Annotated in this window: 21 protein-coding genes; 12 read left to right on the top strand and 9 right to left on the bottom strand. The window is 69.9% G+C overall.

The window, feature by feature from the left end; all coding sequences use genetic code 11:
- Positions 1-13: 13 nt before the first annotated feature.
- The gene (locus tag EDD31_RS05665; RefSeq protein WP_123305182.1) at positions 14-709 is read right to left on the bottom strand and encodes an arsenate reductase/protein-tyrosine-phosphatase family protein; all 696 of its coding nucleotides are present in this window, start codon (positions 707-709) and stop codon (positions 14-16) included.
- Positions 710-776: 67 nt separating this feature from the next.
- On the opposite strand from EDD31_RS05665, the gene EDD31_RS05660 reads away from it, so the two are divergent.
- The 9 genes from EDD31_RS05660 (at position 777) to EDD31_RS05620 (ending at position 8,514) form a co-directional block, all read left to right on the top strand.
- Complete coding sequence (locus tag EDD31_RS05660) at positions 777-1,208, top strand: arsenate-mycothiol transferase ArsC (RefSeq protein ID WP_123303299.1); 432 nt, start codon at positions 777-779, stop codon at positions 1,206-1,208.
- Positions 1,209-1,234: 26 nt separating this feature from the next.
- Positions 1,235-2,314, top strand: coding sequence for an ACR3 family arsenite efflux transporter (arsB, locus tag EDD31_RS05655; protein ID WP_425453722.1), 1,080 nt, complete (start codon positions 1,235-1,237; stop codon positions 2,312-2,314).
- A 167-nt stretch (positions 2,315-2,481) separates the two neighbouring features.
- On the top strand, positions 2,482-3,069 hold the full coding sequence (locus EDD31_RS05650; protein ID WP_123303297.1) for a DUF998 domain-containing protein: 588 nt from the start codon (positions 2,482-2,484) through the stop codon (positions 3,067-3,069).
- A gap of 137 nt (positions 3,070-3,206) precedes the next feature.
- Complete coding sequence (locus EDD31_RS05645) at positions 3,207-4,106, top strand: sulfurtransferase (protein WP_123303296.1); 900 nt, start codon at positions 3,207-3,209, stop codon at positions 4,104-4,106.
- A 195-nt stretch (positions 4,107-4,301) separates the two neighbouring features.
- Positions 4,302-5,216: an ATP-binding cassette domain-containing protein gene (locus EDD31_RS05640; RefSeq protein WP_211336064.1), complete on the top strand. Its 915-nt coding sequence runs from the start codon at positions 4,302-4,304 to the stop codon at positions 5,214-5,216.
- Positions 5,213-6,055, top strand: a complete 843-nt coding sequence (locus tag EDD31_RS05635; protein ID WP_123303294.1) for an ABC transporter permease — start codon at positions 5,213-5,215, stop codon at positions 6,053-6,055. The genes EDD31_RS05640 and EDD31_RS05635 overlap by 4 nt, the downstream gene beginning before the upstream one ends.
- A gap of 4 nt (positions 6,056-6,059) precedes the next feature.
- Positions 6,060-7,289 (top strand): sensor histidine kinase, encoded by a 1,230-nt coding sequence (locus tag EDD31_RS05630; protein ID WP_123303293.1) that lies wholly within the window; start codon positions 6,060-6,062, stop codon positions 7,287-7,289.
- On the top strand, positions 7,286-7,984 hold the full coding sequence (locus tag EDD31_RS05625; protein WP_123303292.1) for a response regulator: 699 nt from the start codon (positions 7,286-7,288) through the stop codon (positions 7,982-7,984). Before EDD31_RS05630 ends, EDD31_RS05625 begins: the two co-directional genes overlap by 4 nt.
- Before the next feature lie 77 nt (positions 7,985-8,061).
- Positions 8,062-8,514 carry a SufE family protein gene (locus EDD31_RS05620; RefSeq protein WP_123303291.1) on the top strand — a complete coding sequence of 151 codons (453 nt, stop codon included), beginning with the start codon at positions 8,062-8,064 and terminating at the stop codon, positions 8,512-8,514.
- Positions 8,515-8,518: 4 nt separating this feature from the next.
- Here EDD31_RS05620 and EDD31_RS05615 read toward each other — a convergent pair whose 3' ends face one another.
- Complete coding sequence (locus EDD31_RS05615) at positions 8,519-8,806, bottom strand: hypothetical protein (RefSeq protein ID WP_123303290.1); 288 nt, start codon at positions 8,804-8,806, stop codon at positions 8,519-8,521.
- A gap of 146 nt (positions 8,807-8,952) precedes the next feature.
- Here EDD31_RS05615 and EDD31_RS05610 point away from each other — a divergent pair, with 146 nt between their 5' ends.
- Both EDD31_RS05610 and EDD31_RS05605 read left to right on the top strand, forming a co-directional pair.
- Positions 8,953-11,118: an alpha-galactosidase gene (locus EDD31_RS05610; protein WP_123303289.1), complete on the top strand. Its 2,166-nt coding sequence runs from the start codon at positions 8,953-8,955 to the stop codon at positions 11,116-11,118.
- A gap of 82 nt (positions 11,119-11,200) precedes the next feature.
- The gene (locus tag EDD31_RS05605; protein WP_123303288.1) at positions 11,201-11,863 is read left to right on the top strand and encodes a CYTH domain-containing protein; all 663 of its coding nucleotides are present in this window, start codon (positions 11,201-11,203) and stop codon (positions 11,861-11,863) included.
- 48 nt (positions 11,864-11,911) lie between these two features.
- On the opposite strand, the gene EDD31_RS05600 is transcribed toward EDD31_RS05605, so the two are convergent.
- The 7 genes from EDD31_RS05600 to EDD31_RS05575 all read right to left on the bottom strand — a co-directional run bounded on the left by EDD31_RS05600 (position 11,912) and on the right by EDD31_RS05575 (position 19,188).
- Positions 11,912-12,727, bottom strand: coding sequence for a DUF4097 family beta strand repeat-containing protein (locus EDD31_RS05600; RefSeq protein WP_170163203.1), 816 nt, complete (start codon positions 12,725-12,727; stop codon positions 11,912-11,914).
- Between the two features lie 4 nt (positions 12,728-12,731).
- Positions 12,732-12,893 carry a hypothetical protein gene (locus EDD31_RS14710; RefSeq protein WP_170163202.1) on the bottom strand — a complete coding sequence of 54 codons (162 nt, stop codon included), beginning with the start codon at positions 12,891-12,893 and terminating at the stop codon, positions 12,732-12,734.
- A gap of 44 nt (positions 12,894-12,937) precedes the next feature.
- On the bottom strand, positions 12,938-13,450 hold the full coding sequence (locus EDD31_RS05595; RefSeq protein WP_123303286.1) for a histidine kinase: 513 nt from the start codon (positions 13,448-13,450) through the stop codon (positions 12,938-12,940).
- Between the two features lie 89 nt (positions 13,451-13,539).
- Positions 13,540-15,117 carry a patatin-like phospholipase family protein gene (locus tag EDD31_RS05590; RefSeq protein ID WP_123303285.1) on the bottom strand — a complete coding sequence of 526 codons (1,578 nt, stop codon included), beginning with the start codon at positions 15,115-15,117 and terminating at the stop codon, positions 13,540-13,542.
- Between the two features lie 9 nt (positions 15,118-15,126).
- Positions 15,127-16,230, bottom strand: a complete 1,104-nt coding sequence (locus tag EDD31_RS05585; RefSeq protein WP_123303284.1) for a carboxylate-amine ligase — start codon at positions 16,228-16,230, stop codon at positions 15,127-15,129.
- Entirely contained in the window at positions 16,223-17,914 is a 1,692-nt protein-coding gene (locus EDD31_RS05580) for an NAD-dependent epimerase/dehydratase family protein (protein WP_123303283.1), read from the bottom strand. The genes EDD31_RS05585 and EDD31_RS05580 overlap by 8 nt, the downstream gene beginning before the upstream one ends.
- Positions 17,911-19,188, bottom strand: a complete 1,278-nt coding sequence (locus EDD31_RS05575; protein ID WP_123303282.1) for a zinc-dependent alcohol dehydrogenase — start codon at positions 19,186-19,188, stop codon at positions 17,911-17,913. Before EDD31_RS05575 ends, EDD31_RS05580 begins: the two co-directional genes overlap by 4 nt.
- Positions 19,189-19,280: 92 nt before the next feature.
- Here EDD31_RS05575 and EDD31_RS05570 point away from each other — a divergent pair, with 92 nt between their 5' ends.
- Positions 19,281-20,474, top strand: coding sequence for a citrate/2-methylcitrate synthase (locus EDD31_RS05570; protein WP_123303281.1), 1,194 nt, complete (start codon positions 19,281-19,283; stop codon positions 20,472-20,474).
- Positions 20,475-20,530 lie beyond the last annotated feature (56 nt).

Below are 20,530 nucleotides of genomic sequence, written 5' to 3'. Positions count from 1 at the left end.
ATGCAGACGAACATCACACTGGGCTTGGCGGGCATGACGACGTCGGGGGGTTGAGGTGCGGGGCGAGGGTGTGGACGCGCTGGGCGATCTCCTCGAAGACGGCGTCCACGGCCTCGTGGCTGCGGGCGCTGCCGAGGGAAGCGATGGACCAGTGCAGGTCGATGGGGATCTCGAGGCACTCCCGGGCGCGGTCACAGACGGTGATGACCAGGTCGCCCGGGTGATGCACCTCCGAGACGTGCCGTGGTGTGGAGGCGCAGAGATCGAGGCCGTGGCGCTGGGCAGCGGCGACGGCGTCCGGCGAGATCTGTGCGGCCGGACGGGTGCCGCCGGAGGTAGCAGGGATGCTCGAGCACTGCTGCCAGAGCGCCGCGGCAAGTTGGGAGCGGGCGGAGTTTCCGGTGCACACGAAGAGCACGCGCGGCGCCGCCTGATGTCTGGGGATGCACAGTCCGCTGAACGACACTTCGGCCAGCCGGACGTAGGAGCGCCGCCCATCACCCTCGGAGCGGTGGCGGGTGGTCAGGCCAGCCCGCTCGAGGACTCCGAGATGGTGCGCCATCAGGTTGGAGGAGATCTCCAGAGAGCCGGCTAGTTCGGAGGGGGAGGCATCGCCCAGCGCCAGCGCATCGACGATGCGTAACCGCGCCGGATCGGCGAGCGCGCCATGCAGCGCTGCGCGACGCTCGATCTCGGGGGATTCCCCCATCACGGCCATACCTCAATAATCATTGAGGTAACATCGCCGCGTCAAGTCTTCTCTGCCAGGAGCCAGCATGACCACCCAGCCCAGTGTTCTCTTCGTCTGTGTGAAGAACGGCGGGAAGTCTCAGATGGCCGCGGGTCTCATGCGGCACGTCGCCGGCACCGCCATCCGCGTGCACTCCGCTGGCACCAGGCCCGGATCCTCGCTCAATGCCGAGTCGGTGGCGGCTCTGGATGAGCTGGGCGCCGACCTCACCGGAGAACACCCCAAGCCGATTGCCACAGAGCTGCTCGACGCCGTCGACCGCGTGGTGCTCATCGGCAACGAGGTCCAGCTCGAGGAGGTCGGTTCCGCCCCGGTCGAGCGATGGGTCACCGACGAACCCTCCGAGCGCGGCATCACCGGCATGGAGCGGATGCGACTGATCCGCGAGGACCTCGCTGCCCGAGTCGCGGCCCTGTACGAGGAACTGCTTGCCACACAGCTCGGCGAGCAGCAGTGAGCGCGCCGAGCCAGCAGCGCCCCGCAGTGCCCGACGACGCAGCGGTGGTGGCCAGGCTCTCCACGCTCGACAAGTACCTACCGGTCTGGATCGTGGCCGCCATGGCCGGCGGCCTGGCGCTCGGCGCCTTCGTCCCAGCCGTCGGCGCCTGGCTGCACGCCGTCGAGATCGGGAATGTCTCGGTGCCGATCGCCGCCGGCCTGCTGCTCATGATGTACCCGGTCCTGGCCAAGGTCCGCTACAACGAGACCGGCCGCGTGGCCCGCGACAAGCGGCTGATCATCGCCTCGCTCGCGCTGAACTGGCTGGTGGGCCCAGCGCTGATGTTCGCGCTTGCCTGGCTGTTCCTACCCGATCTGCCCGAATACCGCACGGGCCTGATCATCGTCGGGCTCGCCCGGTGCATCGCCATGGTGCTGATCTGGAACGACCTCGCCTGCGGTGACCGCGAGGCAGCCGCCGTGCTGGTGGCCCTGAACTCCGTGTTCCAGGTTCTCGCCTTCTCGGCCCTCGGCTGGTTCTACCTGCAGCTGCTGCCCACCTGGCTGGGGCTGGAGACCACGAGCGCGCAGTTCTCCTTCTGGGCAATCTCCATCTCGGTGTTGGTCTTCCTCGGCATACCTCTGGTCGCCGGCTTCCTCACCCGCGTCCTGGGCGAGCGCGCCAAGGGGCGTGACTGGTACGAGGGCCGCTTTCTGCCCAAGCTGGGGCCCTGGGCGCTCTACGGCCTGCTGTTCACCATCGTGCTGCTCTTCGCACTCCAGGGCGAGCAGATCATCGCCCGGCCCGTCGACGTGGTGCGGATCGCGCTGCCCCTGCTGATCTACTTCGTGGTCACCTTCGTGCTCGGCATGGCGGTGGGGCGGGTGATCGGGCTCGGATACGCCCGGACCACCACGCTCGCCTTCACCGCCGCGGGTAATAACTTCGAGCTCGCCATCGCGGTGGCCATCGGCACCTTCGGCGCAGCCTCCGGGCAGGCACTCGCCGGCGTGGTCGGCCCGCTCATCGAGGTCCCTGTGCTCATCGGCCTGGTCTACGTGGCGCTCGGACTCAGGCGTTTCTTCCCCGCGGGGGGCACCAGGGCTGCGACCGCGGGAAGGTAGCCGCCCACCAGCTCGACCTCGCTCCCGAGGTAGAGATCGTCGCGCTCTGGCCCGCTGCAGGCCAGCCGCCGGCCATGACTATCGGCACTTCAGCTCACCGGAAGACGTTGGTGGGATGTCGGAGACCGGTTCTCGGACGGGGCCGGTCGGCCGAGCGGGAGAGAACGATGTTGCTGTGGATCGGAGCGGGGGGCGCACTGGCCTTCCCGGTGGTGTTTCTCGTGGACGGGTGGCTGCGAAGCGGTTACTCCTCAGCGCGGCACACAGTGAGCGCGCTGGCGACCGGTGCCCGCGGGTGGCTGCAGACCGCCAACTTCATCCTCTGCGGTTTGGCGATCGCCCTCGGATCTGTCGGGCTCGCGCTTGCAGGGCCTCTCCCTCTTGCAGCAACCACCGGGGTCTTCGGTCTCGGTCTGGTGGTGTCGGGGTGCTTCCCGATGGATCCGATGCGCGGCTATCCGCCCGGCACGGCCCAGGATGATCCGGAGGACTTCTCCGCCACGCATCGCCGCCATGACGCGGCCGGGGCGGTGGTCTTCTTCGTCATGCCGGCCATGCCTGCGGTGCTCGCCCTCACCGGTGAGCACGGAGCGACCCGCATTGTCGCCGCGGTGGTGGCGGCGGGACTCATCGCCGGCGTCGCCGCCTTCAACCGCGCGTGGGAGAAGGATGCTGCCTGGACTGGCCTGGTCCAGAAGGGAACACTGATCCTCGCCTGCGCGTGGCTCGCCGCGAGCTTCGCCGTGGCTGCCTAGCGACGGCTCCCTGCGGTAGTCCGGATCGTGGACACAGCCGCCGCGCGGATGTGGGCCGTGGCCCGGCCCGTCAGACTGGGAAGCACCGGCGGACCCACGTGGTCCCTCACCCACCAGCTGCACGTCCAGGAGGAATCATGGCACTGCCGCAGGACAACCATCCCAAGTTCGCGACCTATGCCCATCCCGAGCGCCTCGTCTCCACCGAGTGGCTCGCCGAGCACCTCGGGGCCCCCGGGCTGGTGGTCGTCGAGTCCAACGAGGACGTGCTCCTCTACGACACCGGGCACATTCCCGGTGCGGTCAAGATCGACTGGCACACCGAGCTCAATGACCCGGTCACCCGCGACTACCTCGACGGCGAAGGCTTCGCGAAACTGCTCTCGGACAAGGGCATCTCACGCGAGGACACCGTGGTCTTCTACGGCGACCGCAACAACTGGTGGGCGGCCTACGCGCTCTGGGTCTTCAGCCTCTTCGGCCACCCGGATGTCCGCTTGCTCGATGGCGGCCGTGCCGTGTGGCAGGCCGAAGGCCGCGAGGTGACCACCGAGGTGCCCAGCCCGGAGCCCACCGACTACCCCGTCATCGAGCGCGACGACGCTCCGATCCGCGCCTATCGCGATGACGTGCTCGCCTTCCTCGGCGGGCAACTCGTGGACGTGCGCTCGCCCGCGGAGTACACCGGGGAGACCACCCACCTGCCCGACTTCCCCCAGGAGGCCTCGCTCCGGGGTGGTCATATCCCCGGCGCCAAGTCGGTGCCGTGGGCCAAGGCCGCGAATGAGGACGGCACGTTCCGCAGCCGCGCGGAACTCGAGCAGATCTACCTGCAGGACCAGTCGCTCCAGGACTCCGAGCCGGTCATCGCCTACTGCCGGATCGGCGAACGCTCCAGCCACACCTGGTTCGTGCTCAAGCACCTCCTCGGCTTCGAGGACGTGAAGAACTACGACGGCTCCTGGACAGAATGGGGCAACGCCGTCCGGGTGCCGATCGCCGTCGGCTCCGAGCCCGGAGAGGTCCCGGGGAAGTAAGGCACGAGCGGCGCGGTCGAATGCCCGGCCGCGCCGTCTCGATCACAGGCAGGCGCCGCCGCACGTGGCCACCGGCGCAGGGACGGGCATCGGCGGCTCCGTACCGTGGATGCCAGACCGCGGTACCGCAAGGCCCCCACGGGTCCGTACCCGGGGCCGATGTGCCCCAGATGCGCCGCCCGTAGCGTCAGTTCGGTGATCATCTCGGAGCACCTCACCAAACGCTACGGCGAGAAGACCGCCGTGGAGGACCTGTCGTTCCTCGTCCGCCCCGGCGTCGTCACGGGTTTCCTCGGACCGAACGGCGCCGGGAAGTCGACGACCATGCGCATGCTGGTGGGGCTCGACAGACCCACCGATGGGCACATCAGCGTGGGGGGTCAGCGATACTCCGACCTGCCGGATCCCTTGCGGCACGTCGGTGTCATGCTGGACGCCCGGGCCGTCCACCCTGGCCGCACCGCCTACCACCACCTGCTGGCTCTGGCTCAGAGCAACAACATCCCCCGGGCGCGTGTGCACCATCTGCTGGACATGGTGGGGCTCGGCAGCGTGGCCGGGCGCCGAGCCGGCGGGTTCTCACTGGGTATGGGCCAGCGCCTCGGCGTCGCCGCAGCCCTGCTCGGCGATCCCGAGGTGCTGGTGCTCGACGAGCCGGTCAACGGCCTGGACCCCGACGGCGTCCTCTGGATGCGGCGCCTGCTCACTCGCCTCGCGCTCGAGGGCCGTACCGTCTTCCTGTCCTCGCACCTGATGAGCGAACTGGCCCTGATCGCGGAGGACCTGGTGGTCATCGGTCAAGGAAAGATGCTCGCCTCGGGAACGGTCGAGGACGTCCTCGCCTCGGCCGGACCGAGCACGGTCCGGGTCACCACCCCCGATGCCGGGCGCCTCGCCACCGCGCTGCAGGGCCCGGGGGTCACTGTCGCCTCCACCGAACAGCATCGCCTGGAGGTCAGCGGCCGCACCGCCGCCGAGATCGGCGAGATCGCCTCTGCAGAAGGGGCGATCCTCCATGAGCTCAGCGCCCATGGCCTGACGCTGGAGGAAGCGTTCATGACGATCACCCAGAACTCTGTCGAGTACAACACCGAGGGGACCAACCGATGAGCGCCGCTGCCACGAGGGGGCACCGGGCCCCAGCTGCCATCCCCGATGCCGTTGCCGGCGATCTCCACGGCAGCCGCGTCACGGCCATGGGTCTGCTGAAGGCTGAACTCACCAAGGTGCGCTCCGTGCGTTCTCTCTGGATCACCTTCGCAGCGGCCTTCGTCGTGGTGCTGGGACTCTGCTCGTACATGATCATCGACGGTGAGGTGCTCGGGGGCCAGGGCGGGCACATTCCCTTCGGCTGGACCGCCATCTACCCGGTGGGAATGCTGGTCCTGGTGATCTTCGGGGTACTGAGCGTCACCAGTGAGTACAGCAGTGGTTCCATCCGCTCCACCATGGTGGCCGCACCACGACGCACGGGGGTTCTAATCGCCAAGGCCGCCTCGGCCTGTGCTGTCGCGACAGTGCTGGCCGGCTTCTGCACCGCCGTGCTGTACGCCCTCGTGCAGATCACCGGGACCATTCCCGCCGCGCAAGGGCTCAGCCCTTTTCACCCAGACATCTTCTGGGGAATGCTGGCGGGAACCCTCATCCTGCCCTACGGGGTGGTCTTCGGCATTGCACTGGGGATCCTCGTGCGCAATGCGGCCGGTGCCATCGCCCTATACTTCGGTCTCTTCCAGATGGGCCCGCAGATCCTTCCCACGTTCCTTCCCGAGTCTCTGCACGGCGTTTTTGATTTCATGCCCTTGGCTGCCATCCAGGTGTTCAGCGCCGCGGGAATCGCCGAGGATTCCTACGGGCCAGGAACCGCTGCGGTCGTTCTTCTCGGGTGGCTAACGGTGCTGGGTGGTGCCGGTTGGTGGCTGCTGAAGACCCGCGACGTGGGACGATAGAGAGATGGCCGAACTGCTGCAACGGGCGCGGGATCTCGACCAGCGCCGGCCGCTGTGGTGGGATATCGGCCTGCCGGTTCTGACCCTGACTGTCTGCCTCTACGCCACCAGTCAGCCGGACGCTGTCGCTCTCATCGCCTTAGTTCTATTGCATGGTGCCGCGATTTTCCGGCGGCGGTTTCCGTTCGGTGCCTTAATGGTGGGCTTCTTCGTGTTGCTGCTGACGACAGCGACCGCTTTGCTCGTGGAGGCAGCGTTGCCGTGGGGTTTTCTGGCCCTATGGATCATGCTGTTCAATCTCGGACTGCGGGAGGCCTCGCGCTCCCCGCTATGGGCCGGGATCGTCACGGCGGGAGCCACGGGAATCGCGCTGGCCGTCCCTGTCACCGAGTCCGCCGATATGCCCCATCGGCTGCCCACTGCCGTGGCCGTCCTGGCCATGGCGGCTGCCTCCTACCTGCTCGGCCTGCAGATCCACGGCCGTCGCGAGCAGGTCCACGCACAACAGGCGGAGGCCGCCCGGGCCGCGGTCGTCGCCGAACGTTCGCGCATTGCGCAGGAGATGCACGACATCATCGGCCACAACCTCTCGGTGATGACCTCTCTGGCGACCGGCGGGGCGGTCTCCGTGCGTACTCAGCCGGCCCGGGCAGAAGAGGCCTTCCACGCCATCGGAGCGACGAGCCGGTCCTCGGCTCGGGAGGTGCGGAGAGTGCTGAGCGTGCTGCGCCAGGACCGCAGCGTGGGGGGAGTGGCTCTGACCCCGCCGCCCGGGGTCGCCGAGGTGGAGGGGCTCATCGACTCCTTCCGCACTGCCGGTCTGCAGGTCAACTTCGAACGCCTGGGACCGCTGGCGGGCCTCTCGGCCGGACGGCAACTCGCTGCCTACCGGATCGTGCAGGAGTCGCTGACCAACACACTCCGCCATGCCGGACCGCAGGCCGGCTCGCGGGTCACCCTCACCCTGGAACGGGATGTCCTCGCCGTCACCGTGGAGGACGACGGCGCCCGTATCCCTGGCGCAGCGCCGGGAGCCCTCAGCGATCCGGGATCATCCAGGCTCGCCGAGTGCCAGGGGATCGTGGGTATGCGGGAGCGGTCCGAAGCGTACGGAGGGTCACTCGAAGCCGGTCCGCACGGCAACGGCTGGCGGGTCAGGGCCACGATCCCCGCCGGCGTGCCCGACGCTCCAGAGTCCGGCGCCTTGACGGGCCTGGACGGGGAGCAGTCGTGATCCGCGTCCTCCTCGTCGATGACCAAGCCCTGCAGCGCATGGGCATGCTCATGTTCCTCTCGAGCCAACCGGACATCGACGTCGCGGGCGAGGCCGCTGACGGCGTCGAGGCGGTCCGGTTGGTCTCGGAGCTGAATCCCGACGTGGTGTTGATGGACATCCGGATGCCGGGCATGGATGGCATCGCCGCGACCGCGCACATCACCGGGGGGAGAGAGGGCAGCGCCGCCGGTCCGCGCGTGCTGCTGCTGACGACGTTCGACGTCGATGAGTACGTCCTGGACGGCGTGCAGGCCGGCGCGAGCGGGTTCCTGACCAAGGATGCCGAACCGGCGGAGTTGCTGGCCGGGATCCGAGCGGTGGCCTCAGGGGATGCGGTGCTCGCCCCGAGCGCCACCCGGCGCCTCCTGCACCGGCTCACCGACCCCGGGATCGGATCACGGGAGCCCGCCGACGGGAACTCGGATCAGCAGGCGGCCGCACGGGTGCTTGTCGATCAACTCACCGAACGGGAGCGGGAAATCCTCACTGCCATCGGCCGCGGCCACACCAACAGAGAGATCCAAGCGGCGATGTTCCTGGCCGAATCGACGGTGAAGGGCCATGTCGGGCGCATCCTCCTGAAGCTCGGCGCCAGAGACCGTGTCCACGCCGTCATCATCGCGTTTCGTGCCGGACTGGTGGGCCGGGAATGACCAGGGACACCGCGAGGCCGGGTACGGGATCGAGCGGGCGGGTGCGTGTCCGCGGTGGCCTCGCCTAGGCTGGTTCCATGACCTCCCCCGGCACCCTCCCGGCTCCCCTCGCGGCAGTGGTGGACGACTTCCAGGCCATGCCGGAACCCGAGCGGATCCAGCTCCTGCTGGACTTCTCGCGATCGCTCCCAGCTCTGCCCGAGCGCTACGCCGAGCACCCCGAGCTGCTGGAGCCGGTACCGGAGTGCCAATCGCCGATCTTCCTCGTCGCCGAGGTCGAGGGCACGGGACCGGAGGCCGTCACGGAGCTGTTCTTCTCCGCCCCGGCCGAGGCCCCGACCACGCGGGGTTTCGCAGGCATCCTGCACGAAGGGCTCAACGGCCTCACGGCCGGCGAGATCGTGGGCCTGCCGGGCGACGTCTCGGAGCGGCTCGGCCTCACCCAAGCGATCAGCCCGCTTCGCCTGCGGGGCATGGCGGGAATGCTCGGCCGCATCCAGCGCCAGGTGCGCGAGAAGGCCGGGCTCTAGCCGGTCAGCCGGGCTCGCCGCGCAGCTTGCGGCGCGTCACGACCGCGCTGTTGATCGCGGCGATCAGAGCGATGACTCCGCTGACGATGACCACGACGAGCGGGAAGTCACGGGTCCAGGCGAAGACCCCGAAGATCACGGCGAGCACGAAGCCGAGATTCGCCAGGATCAGCCGAAGGGTCAGCGCGCTACGTGCCGGTGGTGCACCGCCGATGCCGGCCGTCGGATCATGGTGATCGGGCAGGCCGCGGCGGTAGCGCTCGCGGTCGGCGTCGCGCTCCTTGTCGTTCATCTGGTCCTCCCATCCGGGCGAGCCCGTCTTCTGACCGTAGGGCGTGGCAGTGTCAGCTGCATCCCGGGCCGCGAGCTCCGCGCGTAGCGTGTGAACTGGGCTTTCCCGCGCTGCCACGATGTGTTCACCGACGAAGGAGTTGACCTGTGACCACCCCCTCCCACGCGCTCCCCGACCACGTGCATCTGCAGGCCGCCGGCGTGTCGCTGCTCCTGGACTGCGCGGAGGGACACCTGCCTCGCGTGCTGCACTGGGGCCACTCCCTCGGTGCGATCACGGAGCACGACATCGAGCATCTCCGGCTGGCGGCGCGCCCGCCTGCAGGGGCGGCCCAGGTGGACGCCGCGGTCCACCTGAGCGTGCTGGCCGAGCAGTCGGCCGGGTGGCCGGGGACACCGGGCCTGACCGGCCATCGTGAGGGCGCCGATTTCTCCACCGCCTTCCGTGTCACCGCGATCGAGCACGCGGCAGGCGATGGGTTCTCCATGGCGGAGCGGGCCGTCATCACAGCCACCGATGCTCCGAGCGGACTGGATCTGACCCTGGAGATCGAGCTGAGCTCCTCCGGTCTGGCGCGTATGCGGGCTGCGGTGACCAACCGGGAGGACCGGGCTTTCTCGCTACACAGCCTCGATCTGAACCTCCCGGTGCCCACCGAGGCGCAGGAGATCCTCGACTTCACCGGCCGTTGGGCGCGCGAACGCTCGCCGCAGCGCCACGCCTTCACCCTCGGCACCCATCTGCGTGAGAACCGGCGCGCCCGCGCGCTCGATGTCTCCTCCCTCATGGCGGCCGGGCCGACCGGCTTCGGCTGGCGCAGCGGCGAGATCCGCGCCCTGCACGTGGGATGGTCCGGCAACACCAGGCTCTACGCCGAGCGGCATCATCACGCCGTCGCCCTGCTCGCCGGCGGCGAGCTGCTCCACGCGGGCGAGGTTCAGCTGGGGCGGGATGAGACCTACACCGGCCCGTGGCTCTACTTCAGTCACGGCGACGGGCTCGATGAGATGGCCGGGCGATTCCACCAGTACCTGCGACAGCGCCCGGAACATCCGACCTCGCCGCGCCCGGTGCAGATCAACGTGTGGGAGGCCGTCTACTTCGATCACGACCTCGAGAAACTCAAGCAGCTCGCGGATGTCGCGGCGTCGCTGGGCGTGGAGCGCTACGTCCTCGATGACGGCTGGTTCGGATCGCGGCGTGATGACAGCTCCGGTCTGGGCGACTGGGTGGTCTCGCCCGAGGTCTGGCCCCACGGGCTCTGGCCGCTCGTCGACCACGTGCGTGGCCTCGGCATGGAGTTCGGCCTGTGGTTCGAACCCGAGATGGTCAACCCTGATTCCGAGCTCGCCCGTGCCCACCCGGAGTGGATCCTGGCCGCGCGGCCCGAGCGCTGGCCGCTGGAGGCCCGCCAGCAGCAAGTGCTCGACCTGACCATCCCGGAGGCCTACGCCCACGTGCGTGATCAGATGCTGGCCATCGTGGAGGAATACCCGATCAGCTACATCAAGTGGGATTACAACCGCGATCTCACCGAGCCCGGCAACCAGGCCAGCGGCCGCGCGGTGGTGCACGAGCAGACCCGAGCGGTCTATCACCTGATGGACGAACTCCTCGCAGCGAAGCCCGGGCTGGAGATCGAGTCCTGTTCTTCCGGCGGCGGCAGGATCGACCTCGGCGTGATGGAACGGTGCGTGCGCGTGTGGGCCTCGGACTGTATCGACCCGCTCGAACGCCAGCAGATCGAGGCGGGAACCTCCCTGCTGCTGCCCCCGGAACTGGTGGGTTCTCACGTGGCCTCCACCGTCAACCACACCACCGGGCGCCACCACAGCATCGACTTCCGCGCCTCGACCGCCTTCTTCTCCCACATGGGCATCGAATGGGACCTCACCAGCGCGACCGAGGAGGAGCTCAGCCGGCTCGGTGACTGGATCGCCCTCTACCGGCAGAACCGCGAGTTGCTGCACTCCGGCTCGGTGGTCCACGCCGACCACCCGGACGAGTCCCTGACCCTGCAGGGCGTCGTCGGGGCCGATCAGGAGCGCGCCCTCTACGCCCTGACGGCACTGCGCACCTCCCCCTTCACCACGCCTGGCATGGTGCGACTGCCCGGGCTCGATCCCGAGCGACGCTACCGCGTGAGACCACTGCTGCCCGGCGGCGCTGACGCTGCCCCCACGGAGGCACGAACGGCATGGTGGCTCGAGGGCACGACGCTGCCCGGCCGGGTGCTCGCCACCACCGGGATCCAGCTGCCCCAGCTCAACCCCGAGCAGCGGTTGCTTCTGGAGGTACGCACCGAGGAGTGAGTGTCCCTCACGGCTGGAGCGCCTGTCCCCGTGGCGGGCGCCGGCGCGGTACCGTCACATCACAGGGTGAGGAGGTAGAGCGATGAGCGACATCGGCTACGGGGACTTCGAGTTCGAGCGCAAGTTCCTCGTCCGCGACCTCCCTGCCGAGGTCCGCGCTGAGCACGATCCGGTCCTGATCGTGCAGAGCTACTTCCTGGCTTCCGAGGGCTATGCGCTGCGGGTCCGGGTGCAGGCTCCGGCCACCGCGCTCGACGGCGGAGCGGCGGTGGATCTGGGCCCGGGCCTGGATCTGGCCGCGGTCCTGGAGCGCATCACCCCGCAGATCAGCTTCTGCGGGCTCACCGCCAAAGGCCCCGAGGTCGCGGGGACCCGTTACGAGGCGGAACGCGAACTTGACGCCGGCGTGGGGGTGGAGATGATCCGCCGGGGCGGGCGGCCCATCGTGAAGTATCGCCACTCGCTGTGGCTCGGTACGGACGGCTGGGCGATCGACGCCTTTCTCGGTCAGAACGCGCCGCTGATCATCGCCGAGTGCGAACGCGGCGGCCCGGTGACCGATCTGGTCATCCCCGAGTTCTGCGTCACCGAGGTCACGGACGATCCGCGTTTCACCAACGATGCCCTGTCCGCGCGACCCTTCGCGCAGTGGTCGGCAGAGATCGAGCGGGAACTCGCCACGCGCGGCCCGCGGTTCCTGAATGACTTCGGCCGGAACCAGCTCCCCGGCGGCACACCCGGCTAGGTCGGGCTGCGGCGGTCAGCGGGTGACGTTGCCACCGATCCGGGCTGGTCAGCGTGCGCGCTCGATGAGGATGTCGCCGCTGACGGTGCGCGAGCGCACTTCCAGGGTCTCCGCGTTCTCCCCCGGGCCGGTAGCAGAGGCGAGGGTGGAGCGGGTGGAACCGGACACGGTGGAGCAGTCCAAGCGTGCTGCGGTGCCGGCCGCAATGCCGACGGTGATATCACCGGAGGCGCTGACCGCGTCCACGGAGCCATTGAGGGCATGCCGCACGTGCAGATCGCCGGAGGCGGTGCGCAGCGTGGCCCGGCCGGCGATGTCCCAGACGGAGAGGTCACCAGAGGCGGTCTTGGCCTCCACGACACTGGCGCGGCCAATCTCGATGTCCCCCGAACCGGAGCCCACCTGCAGGACGCCGGTGGCTCGTTCGATCGAGATGGCACCCGATCCGGTGCGCACCGAACCACCGCCCAGTGATGTCACAGTGACATCACCTGAACCGGAGGCGATGCGAAGCTCCTGTGCAGCAGTGGCCCGCACGCACCCGGAACCGCTCCGCACGTCCACATGGCCGAACTCGCCGCGGCTGGTGACGTCACCGGATCCGGTGGTGAGGTTCAGCGAGGATCCTGCCGGCAGTCGGACCGTAATCTGGTAGGAGCGCCCTCCGCCGAAGAAAGCCCGTCGCAGCTGGGGAACCTCGATACGCAGCACACCGCCGGAGAAGGTCACCTCCACGGACTCGGGCTCGGGACCGTGGTCGATGTCCACGGTGACCCGCCCCTCTCCCTCCTCAATGGTCAGATCCGAGGAACGGAGTTGCCCATCGAGGTGAACCGGCCCGGCAGCAGCGAACTCGTGCCGCATGGATTCAGCTCTCCTCGTGACGGCGGAAGAATCCGGCCAGGCCGCGCCGGCGGGAGGCTCCGCGAGGGTCGCCAGGTGCGGTCTTGCCGAGCAGGATGGGGTATGGCATGCGGTCATTGGTGGCCGCGCGAATGGCCAGGTGCTCGAGATCTGGGTGGGTGTGCATGGTGTTCTCCTGATGTTGCAGGGTGAAAAAAGGGGGGTGGGCGCCTAGTGGACCCAGCCGTCGAGGCGCCGCGGACCGCGGCGGCAGGGGTCTGTGACCGGCCCGGAGCTCGTGGCCTCGGGGCGGTTGACGGCGGTGTGGACGGCCCGCACCAGCCAGTTGTTCACTGAGACTCCCTCGCGGCCGGCCGCCTCGTCCACCTGATTCTTCAAGCCCTCGGGGAGTCGGAGCGAGATCCGAGCGGTCGAGCCGTCCTCGGCAGGGGTGGGCGCCGGAGGCGGCGTGGGAGGGGCGGGAATCTCTGTCTCGGCCGCCGAGGCGCGCTCGACGACGATCTCGGGGTTGCCTCCGCGCAGACGCAACTCGACGCAGTCACCGTCGAGCTTGAGGGTGACCTCTGCTGCCACATCGGCGGCCAGTTCCATCAGGGTCAGCCGCAGTGCGGGCTCGAGGGTGATCGCGAGCCGGTTGGCCGCTTCCTGGACCTCCGGACCGGCAGAGTCGGCTGAGCCTGCCAGTGCCTGCTGGAGGGAGGAAAGGTAACGCGAAAGGTCCATGACGCCACTATGGCACCATCGTGATGTCACGTCAACTCTTTATGGCGTCACGTGGTGTCACTCACGGTCGGGAGTGGTGCGTCACGCCCTCATCGCCAGATCGGGGGCAGGGGGACCTCCGCGGTGTGTCCCTCGTAGCCTCGCCACCAGCGCTGGGCCCCGGGAGGCAGACGCCGGGCGGGCACCTGGCTCAGCAGGCTGCGGAGCTTGCGCTTGCGGGCGGCGATCTCAGTGAGCGTCTGCGCACTCGGGTCGACCTCGGTCCGAGCGCCCGGTCTGGACGCCGGCCCTCCTGCGACCGCGTCCGTCGAGTCCGCCTCTGCGGGCCGGGACGCTTCCGCAGGTGAGGCCTCCGGTGCGTCGGTGGTGCCGCCGCCCGGGCTCTCGAGCAGGTCGTTCTCACTGGGTTCGACCAGGCCCAGCCGGATGAGCAACTGCTCCTCGGCGCGCCAGATCTCGCGGCGCAGGATGAACAGCTCACGGGTGAGCGCCACCTCGCGCGCGGAGGCGGCGTCGACCGCTTCGGCGGCGCGCACGTAGCCATAGTCCAGGGAGATCGCCGTGAGGCCAGGGTTGACCGTGAGCATGTCGTGGATCTCGATCTCCGGCGCGATGACCGTGGCGCCGGCCGAGCGGGCCCACTCCACCTCATCGCGCAGGCTCTCATCGGTCATGATCCCCACCGAGGAGCGCATCACCACCGAGAGCATGTCCTTGTCCCGGTAGCTGGCCTGGCGCGGAACCCCCGGCGGGGAGGCCACCACCGCGAAACATCGCCCCACACCCAGCTGGGTCATGGCGATCTCGGCCGGCAGCGTCTCGCGCACGCCGCCGTCCACGTAGGTCTCCTGGCGCAAGGGCACCGGCCGGAACACCGCAGGGATGGCGCAAGACGCATGGACGGCTTCGACCATGTCCACCGGATCGCCGCGCAGCTCGCGGTTCTCCCGGTCGACCATCCCGCCGGATTCGGTGACGTAGTGCAGCTCGCCGCTCTCCAGGCTCACGGCCGCGATGCGGAGTGTCACCCCCGAACTGGCCACGCGTGCGGGGGAGAAGAAGTCGGGTTCTGCGAGCCGCTGCACGATCGGACCAGGCTCGTAGAGGGCCTTCTCCCGTTCAGCGCCGCGCAGGATCACCGCTAGGTCGGGGCGGGCACGGCCCACCTCCCGCAGCGCGGTGAGGAGCTCGAGCACGCCGAGGGCGCCGTTACTGTCGTCGGTTTCGGCCCGCGGGAGCCGCAGAGGCAACGGCCCGGAGGCAGCGACCCGCGCAAAGGTCCGGCCCAGCGGGTTCTGGCGTTGCTGGCGCTGCAGCGCCGCGAACCATTCGGGGCCGCGCTGGCGTAGCCGCACGAACCACTCGTTCGGGGTGAACATCTCCGAGCTGTCCGCCATCTCACGCCAGAGCCGCTCCAGCCGGCCCAGCGCCCGTCGCTGGCCGGCAGCGTCGGAATGCTGGGCGAGCACGGCTCCCAGGATGGAGCCAGCCGAGGTGCCGGTGATGACGGTGGGCTCGATACCCACACGGTCATAGAGGTAGGTCAGGGCGCCGATCTCGAAATCGGCGCGCGAGCCACCGCCGGAGAGCACTAAGCCGGTGGCTCCGCGCCGCCGGTTCCGCAGGCGCAGCAGGCTGGTCAGGCGGTCGCGTGGTGCGTCGGGCATGGCCTCAGCCTAAGACTGATCGTGATCGGCACCGATCGTCACGCGAGTGGCATCGGCGACCACGTCCGCCATGGAGCCGGTGTGCTCGAAGACCCGGCGCTGGCGGTCCGCTCCGGTGCCGTGGCGGCGGACCCTGGCCAGTGCGGTCTCGACCAGTTCCACGTCACCGGATCGCTCCAGGGCCGGGCGCAGCCGGTCCACCAGCGCGCCGATCGCCTCCCAGGCGGCCACGGGCTTCAGGGTGCGTGCGTCCAGCAGATCGCCACTCACACCGGAGCCCGCCGCCTGCCAGCGGGCCAGGCGCAGCACCGGCACCGAGGGGAGCACGGCCTCATCCGTGGCCTGGGCTTCGGTCTCCACGAGCGCCCGGCAGAGCGCGGCGAGGAGCACAGCATCACGCACGTCCAGGCACACATCGGCCACCCGGATCTCGATGGTGGGGTAGCGGTGGGACACACGGGCATCGAAGTAGACCATGCCCTGGTCCAGCAACACACCCGTGGCGAGCATGTGGCTGATGGCCTCGTCGTAGCCGGCAGCAGAGCCGAAGGGCTCGACCGGGCCGGCAGAGGGCCAGCGGTCCATCTGCAGGGTGCGGTATCCCGCGTAGCCGGTGTCGGCGCCCGCGTGGAAGGGGGAGTTCGTGCACAGGGCGGTCAGGAGCGGGAGCGAGGGCCGGATACGATCGAGCACCCGCACGGCCTCGTCTCGGTCGTCGACCGAGACGTGCACGTGGCAGCCGCAGGAGAGGAACTCGGCCGCGATGACGCCGAAGCGCTCGGCGATCTGCGCGTACCGGCTTCCCGGTGCCCGGTGGGGCACCGTGGGCGTAGGGGACAGGCCGAGTGCGGCCACGGCCGCGCCCTGATGACGGGCGGCCACGCTCGCACGGTGGCGCCACTCGCTCAGTTCTGCGGCCAGGACGGCGAGGTCCTCGTGCGGGGCAGAGCCCACCTCGATCTGCTCGCGGGCGAACTCACCCTCGATCTCGCCATCCGGCGGGTTCTCCGGCATGGCCGCGAGCACCTGCGACTGCAGGGACATGGCGTGGCCGGTGGCGCGCTCGACGAGCAGCATCTCCTCCTCCACGCCCACCGTGCGCAGTTCACTCATGGACTCGTCCCTCGCCGGGTTCGACCATGTCGGTGGCCGCTCCCACCGCGTTGAGGGTGGCCGGGTCGGTGGTGTCGACCCGCTCCGGCACCCGCAGGGCGGAGGTGCGGACGCGGCCGTGCAGATCGGCCAGGCGTTCGGCGAAACCCTCCGAACGCCGGCTCAGCTGCTCCATGGCTGCTCGATCCAGGCCGAGTTCCTCGGCGAGGTCCGTCAGGGTCTGCCACAGACCCGCCTGGCCGGTGACCGCGGCTCGCATGATCTCCAGCTCCAGCAGAGCGGAGAGCGGTGAGGTGCTGATCCGGCCATTGGTCTTGAGCCGGGCCCCGCGCTCGGCCACCCAGGCCGCCGCGTGACGGTGCTGGCGCCGGCGCAGGCCGAGCCGGTCCATCACGCCGATCAGATCACGCCGGGCATCGCCGATCTCCGCGGCCAGGAGGAGGAGTTCGTCCCCGGCCACGGTGTCCGCATAGGCATGGGCCATCCGCTCGATCCGCTGGACGCCGCCCGAGGCGCCGGTGAGGTGATCGTCGAGGTAGAACCGCAGCAGCTTGCGGTCCACGGGCCCACTGCCGGTCAGCTGGCCTCGCCCCCGCAGGCCGGGCCGTTGACCGGGAACGCCCTCGAAGGCGCGGTCATGCGCCCGCATCGGCAGGGTGGGTCGTCCGGTGCGCTGCGTCAGGCCCCTGAGCATGTCGCGCACGGCGGAGCGCGCGTCGTGGCGTGGTTGCCAGCCGAGTTCCCGGCGCGCGCGGCCCGGATCGACCGCAGGCAGGCTGGTGGCCAGGTCCAGCCACCCGGGGTCGGCGGCGGCGATGCGCGCCCGCCATGCGTAGTGCCACAGGGGTCGCAGAGCGCGGCTCGGCAGCGGGAGGCTCAGGCCGTGATCGACCACCTCCGCCAGCTCGGCGGCGCCGAGCACCTCTCCGGTGGTGATGTTGAAGGCACCCCCGGCCTTGCGCCGGACCGCCGCGACGTAGGCGCGGGCGGCGTCGGAGGCGTGGACCACCTGCACGCGCAGCCCGATCGGGGAGGGCAGGACCGGCAGGCGGCCGGGCGCCAGAACCGAACGGGGCACCCAGGGGCCGAGGAAGTAGCGGCCCACTTGCGCCCCGGCGTGGCGGGAGAAGACCAGCGCCATGCGCATGCGAGTGACCACGATGCCCGGGTGCTGGGACTCCAGCTCATCCAGCACGCGCTCCTGGGCGGCCTTGTCCACCGAGTAGTGGGAGGAGGGCACCCCGTGCACCGGCCAGGACTCGTCCTGCAGGGAGAGGTCGTGCTGCTCCGGTTGCGGTGAGTACGCGGCCCAGGAGGAGGCGCAGACCAGTTGCCCCACTCCGGCGCGGGCGCAGGCCTGGGCCACCCGGCGGGTTCCCTCCACGTTCGTGCGCCGCAGCAGTGCACGGTCGTGATTGGGCTGGATGAGCCAGGCCAGGTGAATGACGGCATCCGCGCCCGCGAAGGCCTCGGCGAGAGCGTCGATGAGCTCGTCCTCGGCACGATCCGAGAGTGTCTCGGCCCCCACATCCGCGGTAGTCCATTCGGCCGCGTCGTAGGGAGCCACGGTGCGGTCGGGTAGGCGCCGGGCGATGCCGAGGATCTCGACGTCGTCCTGGTCGGCCAGAGCAGTCAGGACGGCGGTGCCCACATGGCCGGTGGCTCCCACCACCACGACCCTCATCGGAGGTCCCCGACAGCCTCGGGGGCGGTTCGCCCGCCACTGCCAGCGGGCAGCGCGGGGTCCAGGACGACCTTGATCGCGCCGTCGTCCTTGGCCTGGAAGGTGGCGTAGGCCTCGGCGCCGTCCTCGAGCGCCATCCGATGGGTGCGTAGGTCGAGGGTGCCCAGGGGGTCGGCGTCGTCGGTGACGTAGGGCAGGGCTTCGTCGAGCCAGTGGCGGACGTTCGCCTGCCCCATGCGCACGGAAACCTGCTTGTCGAAGAGGGTCATCAGCGGGAGCGGATCGGCCATGCCGCCGTAGACGCCGGAGAGCGAGATGGTGCCGCCACGGCGCACCAGGGAGATGGCTGCGTGCAATGCGGCCAAGCGGTCCACGCCCGCTGCGGTGAAGAGCGGCTGGGAGACGACGTCGGGGAGCATGTTCGCGGACTTCTGCACCGTCTCCGCCAACGGCGAGCCGTGTGCTTCCATGCCGACGGCATCGATCACGGAGTCCGGGCCGCGACCACCGGTGAGGTCCTGGACCACTTCGGTGAGGGCGGCCACGTCCTTCAGGCCGTCCTTGCCCTCGGCGCCCAGGGAGCGCAGATCCAGCGTGTGGGCGCCATGTCGCGCGGCCATCTGCAGGCGCTCGGGCACCAGGTCCACACCGATCACGGTCTCCGCGCCGAGTGCCCGGGCCACACGGACGCACATCTGCCCGATGGGCCCCAGACCCAGGACCACCACGGAGCCACCGTCAGGGATCTCGGCGTAGCGCACTGCCTGCCAGGCCGTGGGGATGACGTCGGAGAGGAAGAGGTAGCGCTCGTCGGGCTGCCCGTCGTCCGGCACTGGGATGGGGCCGTAGTGGGCTTGGGGGACCCGGAGGTATTCGGCCTGGCCGCCGGGCACTTGGCCGTACAGCTTGGTGTAGCCGAAGAGCGCTGCGCCCATGCCCTGCTCGCGGATCTGGGTGGTCTCGCACTGGGTCTGCAGGCCGCGAACGCACATGAAGCAGGTGCCGCAGGCGATCTGGAAGGGCACCACCACGCGGTCACCGGGCTTGATGTGGTTCACCTCGGCACCGACCTCTTCCACGATCCCCATCGGCTCATGGCCCAGGACGTCGCCGGCCTCGAGGAAGGGGCCGAGCACGCCGTAGAGGTGGAGGTCCGATCCGCAGACGGCGGTGGAGGTCACGCGGATGATCGCGTCCGTCGGCTCCAGTATCGCGGGGTCGGGCACGGTCTCGACCGAGACCTTCTCCCGGCCTTGCCAGGTCACTGCGCGCATGGGTAGTCCTCTCGCTTTGCGTGGGGCGTGGAACCCACGGTGGCACCGGGTGACCGCTCCCGCATCCCAGCCGCGAGTGGCACGATGCGAGCGTGGAGGCACGATTGACGACAGCGCAGGCGGCCGAGGCGCTGGGGGTGCGACCGAGCACCGTCTACGCCTACGTCTCGCGCGGTGTGCTGGGGCGCGTCAGCGAGGTGGTCGAGGGTCGCCGCGTCTCCTTCTTCGACCGCGCGGAAGTGCTCGGCCTCGCCGCCGAGCGCGCCCGCTCCCGCGCGGGCGTGGTGAGCACCCTGATCGAGTCGGACGTCACCTCCCTCGATCCGCGGGGGCGGCTCCTCCTCCGAGGTCACGACATCGGGGACCTGGCCGGGCAGGGATTCGAGCAGGCCGCGGCCCTGGTCTGGCAGGACGACAGCGTGCCATGGCCCCCGGTGCACCCCGACTGGCGACGCGCTGCCGAGCAGGTGGCGGTCGCGGGGGCAGCTGATCCCCGTGACCGGCTCGTGCTGGCGCTGACGCTCGCCGGAGCAGCCGATGAGCACCGCGAGGATCTCGGACGGGAGCACGTCCTCACGGTGGCGCGTGGCGCCATCCAGCTCGCGCCCGCAGTGGTGGGGGTGGCGGGAGGGGATGCTCCGAATCGCCCGACGCGAGGTGGTGTGGCCCCGGGCGCTCCGGTGGCCGAGCAGCCCGGGAGAGTGGCCGGCGAGCTGTGGCGCGCGCTCGCGGGGCGGACGGCCGGGCCTGCTGAGTTCGCCGCGATCGAGACTGCGCTGGTGGTGCTGATGGATCATGAGCTGGCCGCGTCCACGCTGGCGGTGCGGATTGCCGCCAGCACCCGCGCCGACCCGTGGTCCTGCCTCCTGGCGGGGTTGGCGGTCCTGCGCGGCTCGCGCCATGGCGGCGCCGGGATCCGTGCGGCCGTGCTGCTGCGCGAGTGGATGGAGCGCGGCGGGCTGGTCGGACCGCCGGCCGCGGGGTTCGGCCATGCGGTCTACGAGCAGACCGACCCGCGAGCAGAGCTCCTTCTGGAGCGTGTGGCCGCTCTGTCGCCCGAGGGCGCGGCGGCCGTGGAAAGCCTGAGCACGGAAGTCCTGCGTCGCCATGGCGCCTGGCCGAATGTCGATCTCGCCCTTGCGGCCCTCACGGTGGCTGGCGGGCTGGATGATCGCGCCCCGGCGGTCATCTTTGCGGTGGCGCGCATGGTGGGCTGGACGGCACACATGCTGGAGGAACAGCCACACGGTCTGCGATACCGCCCGCGCGCCGTCGCCGGAGGCTGAGGCTGAGGCCACGGTGGTTGCCCGTGCGCACGCGGTGATCTTGCACGCACGGGGGT

The organism is Bogoriella caseilytica (assembly GCF_003752405.1).
Taxonomy (GTDB): Bacteria; Actinomycetota; Actinomycetes; order Actinomycetales; family Actinomycetaceae; genus Allobogoriella; species Allobogoriella caseilytica.
This window is presented reverse-complemented; position numbering and strand designations above follow the sequence as displayed.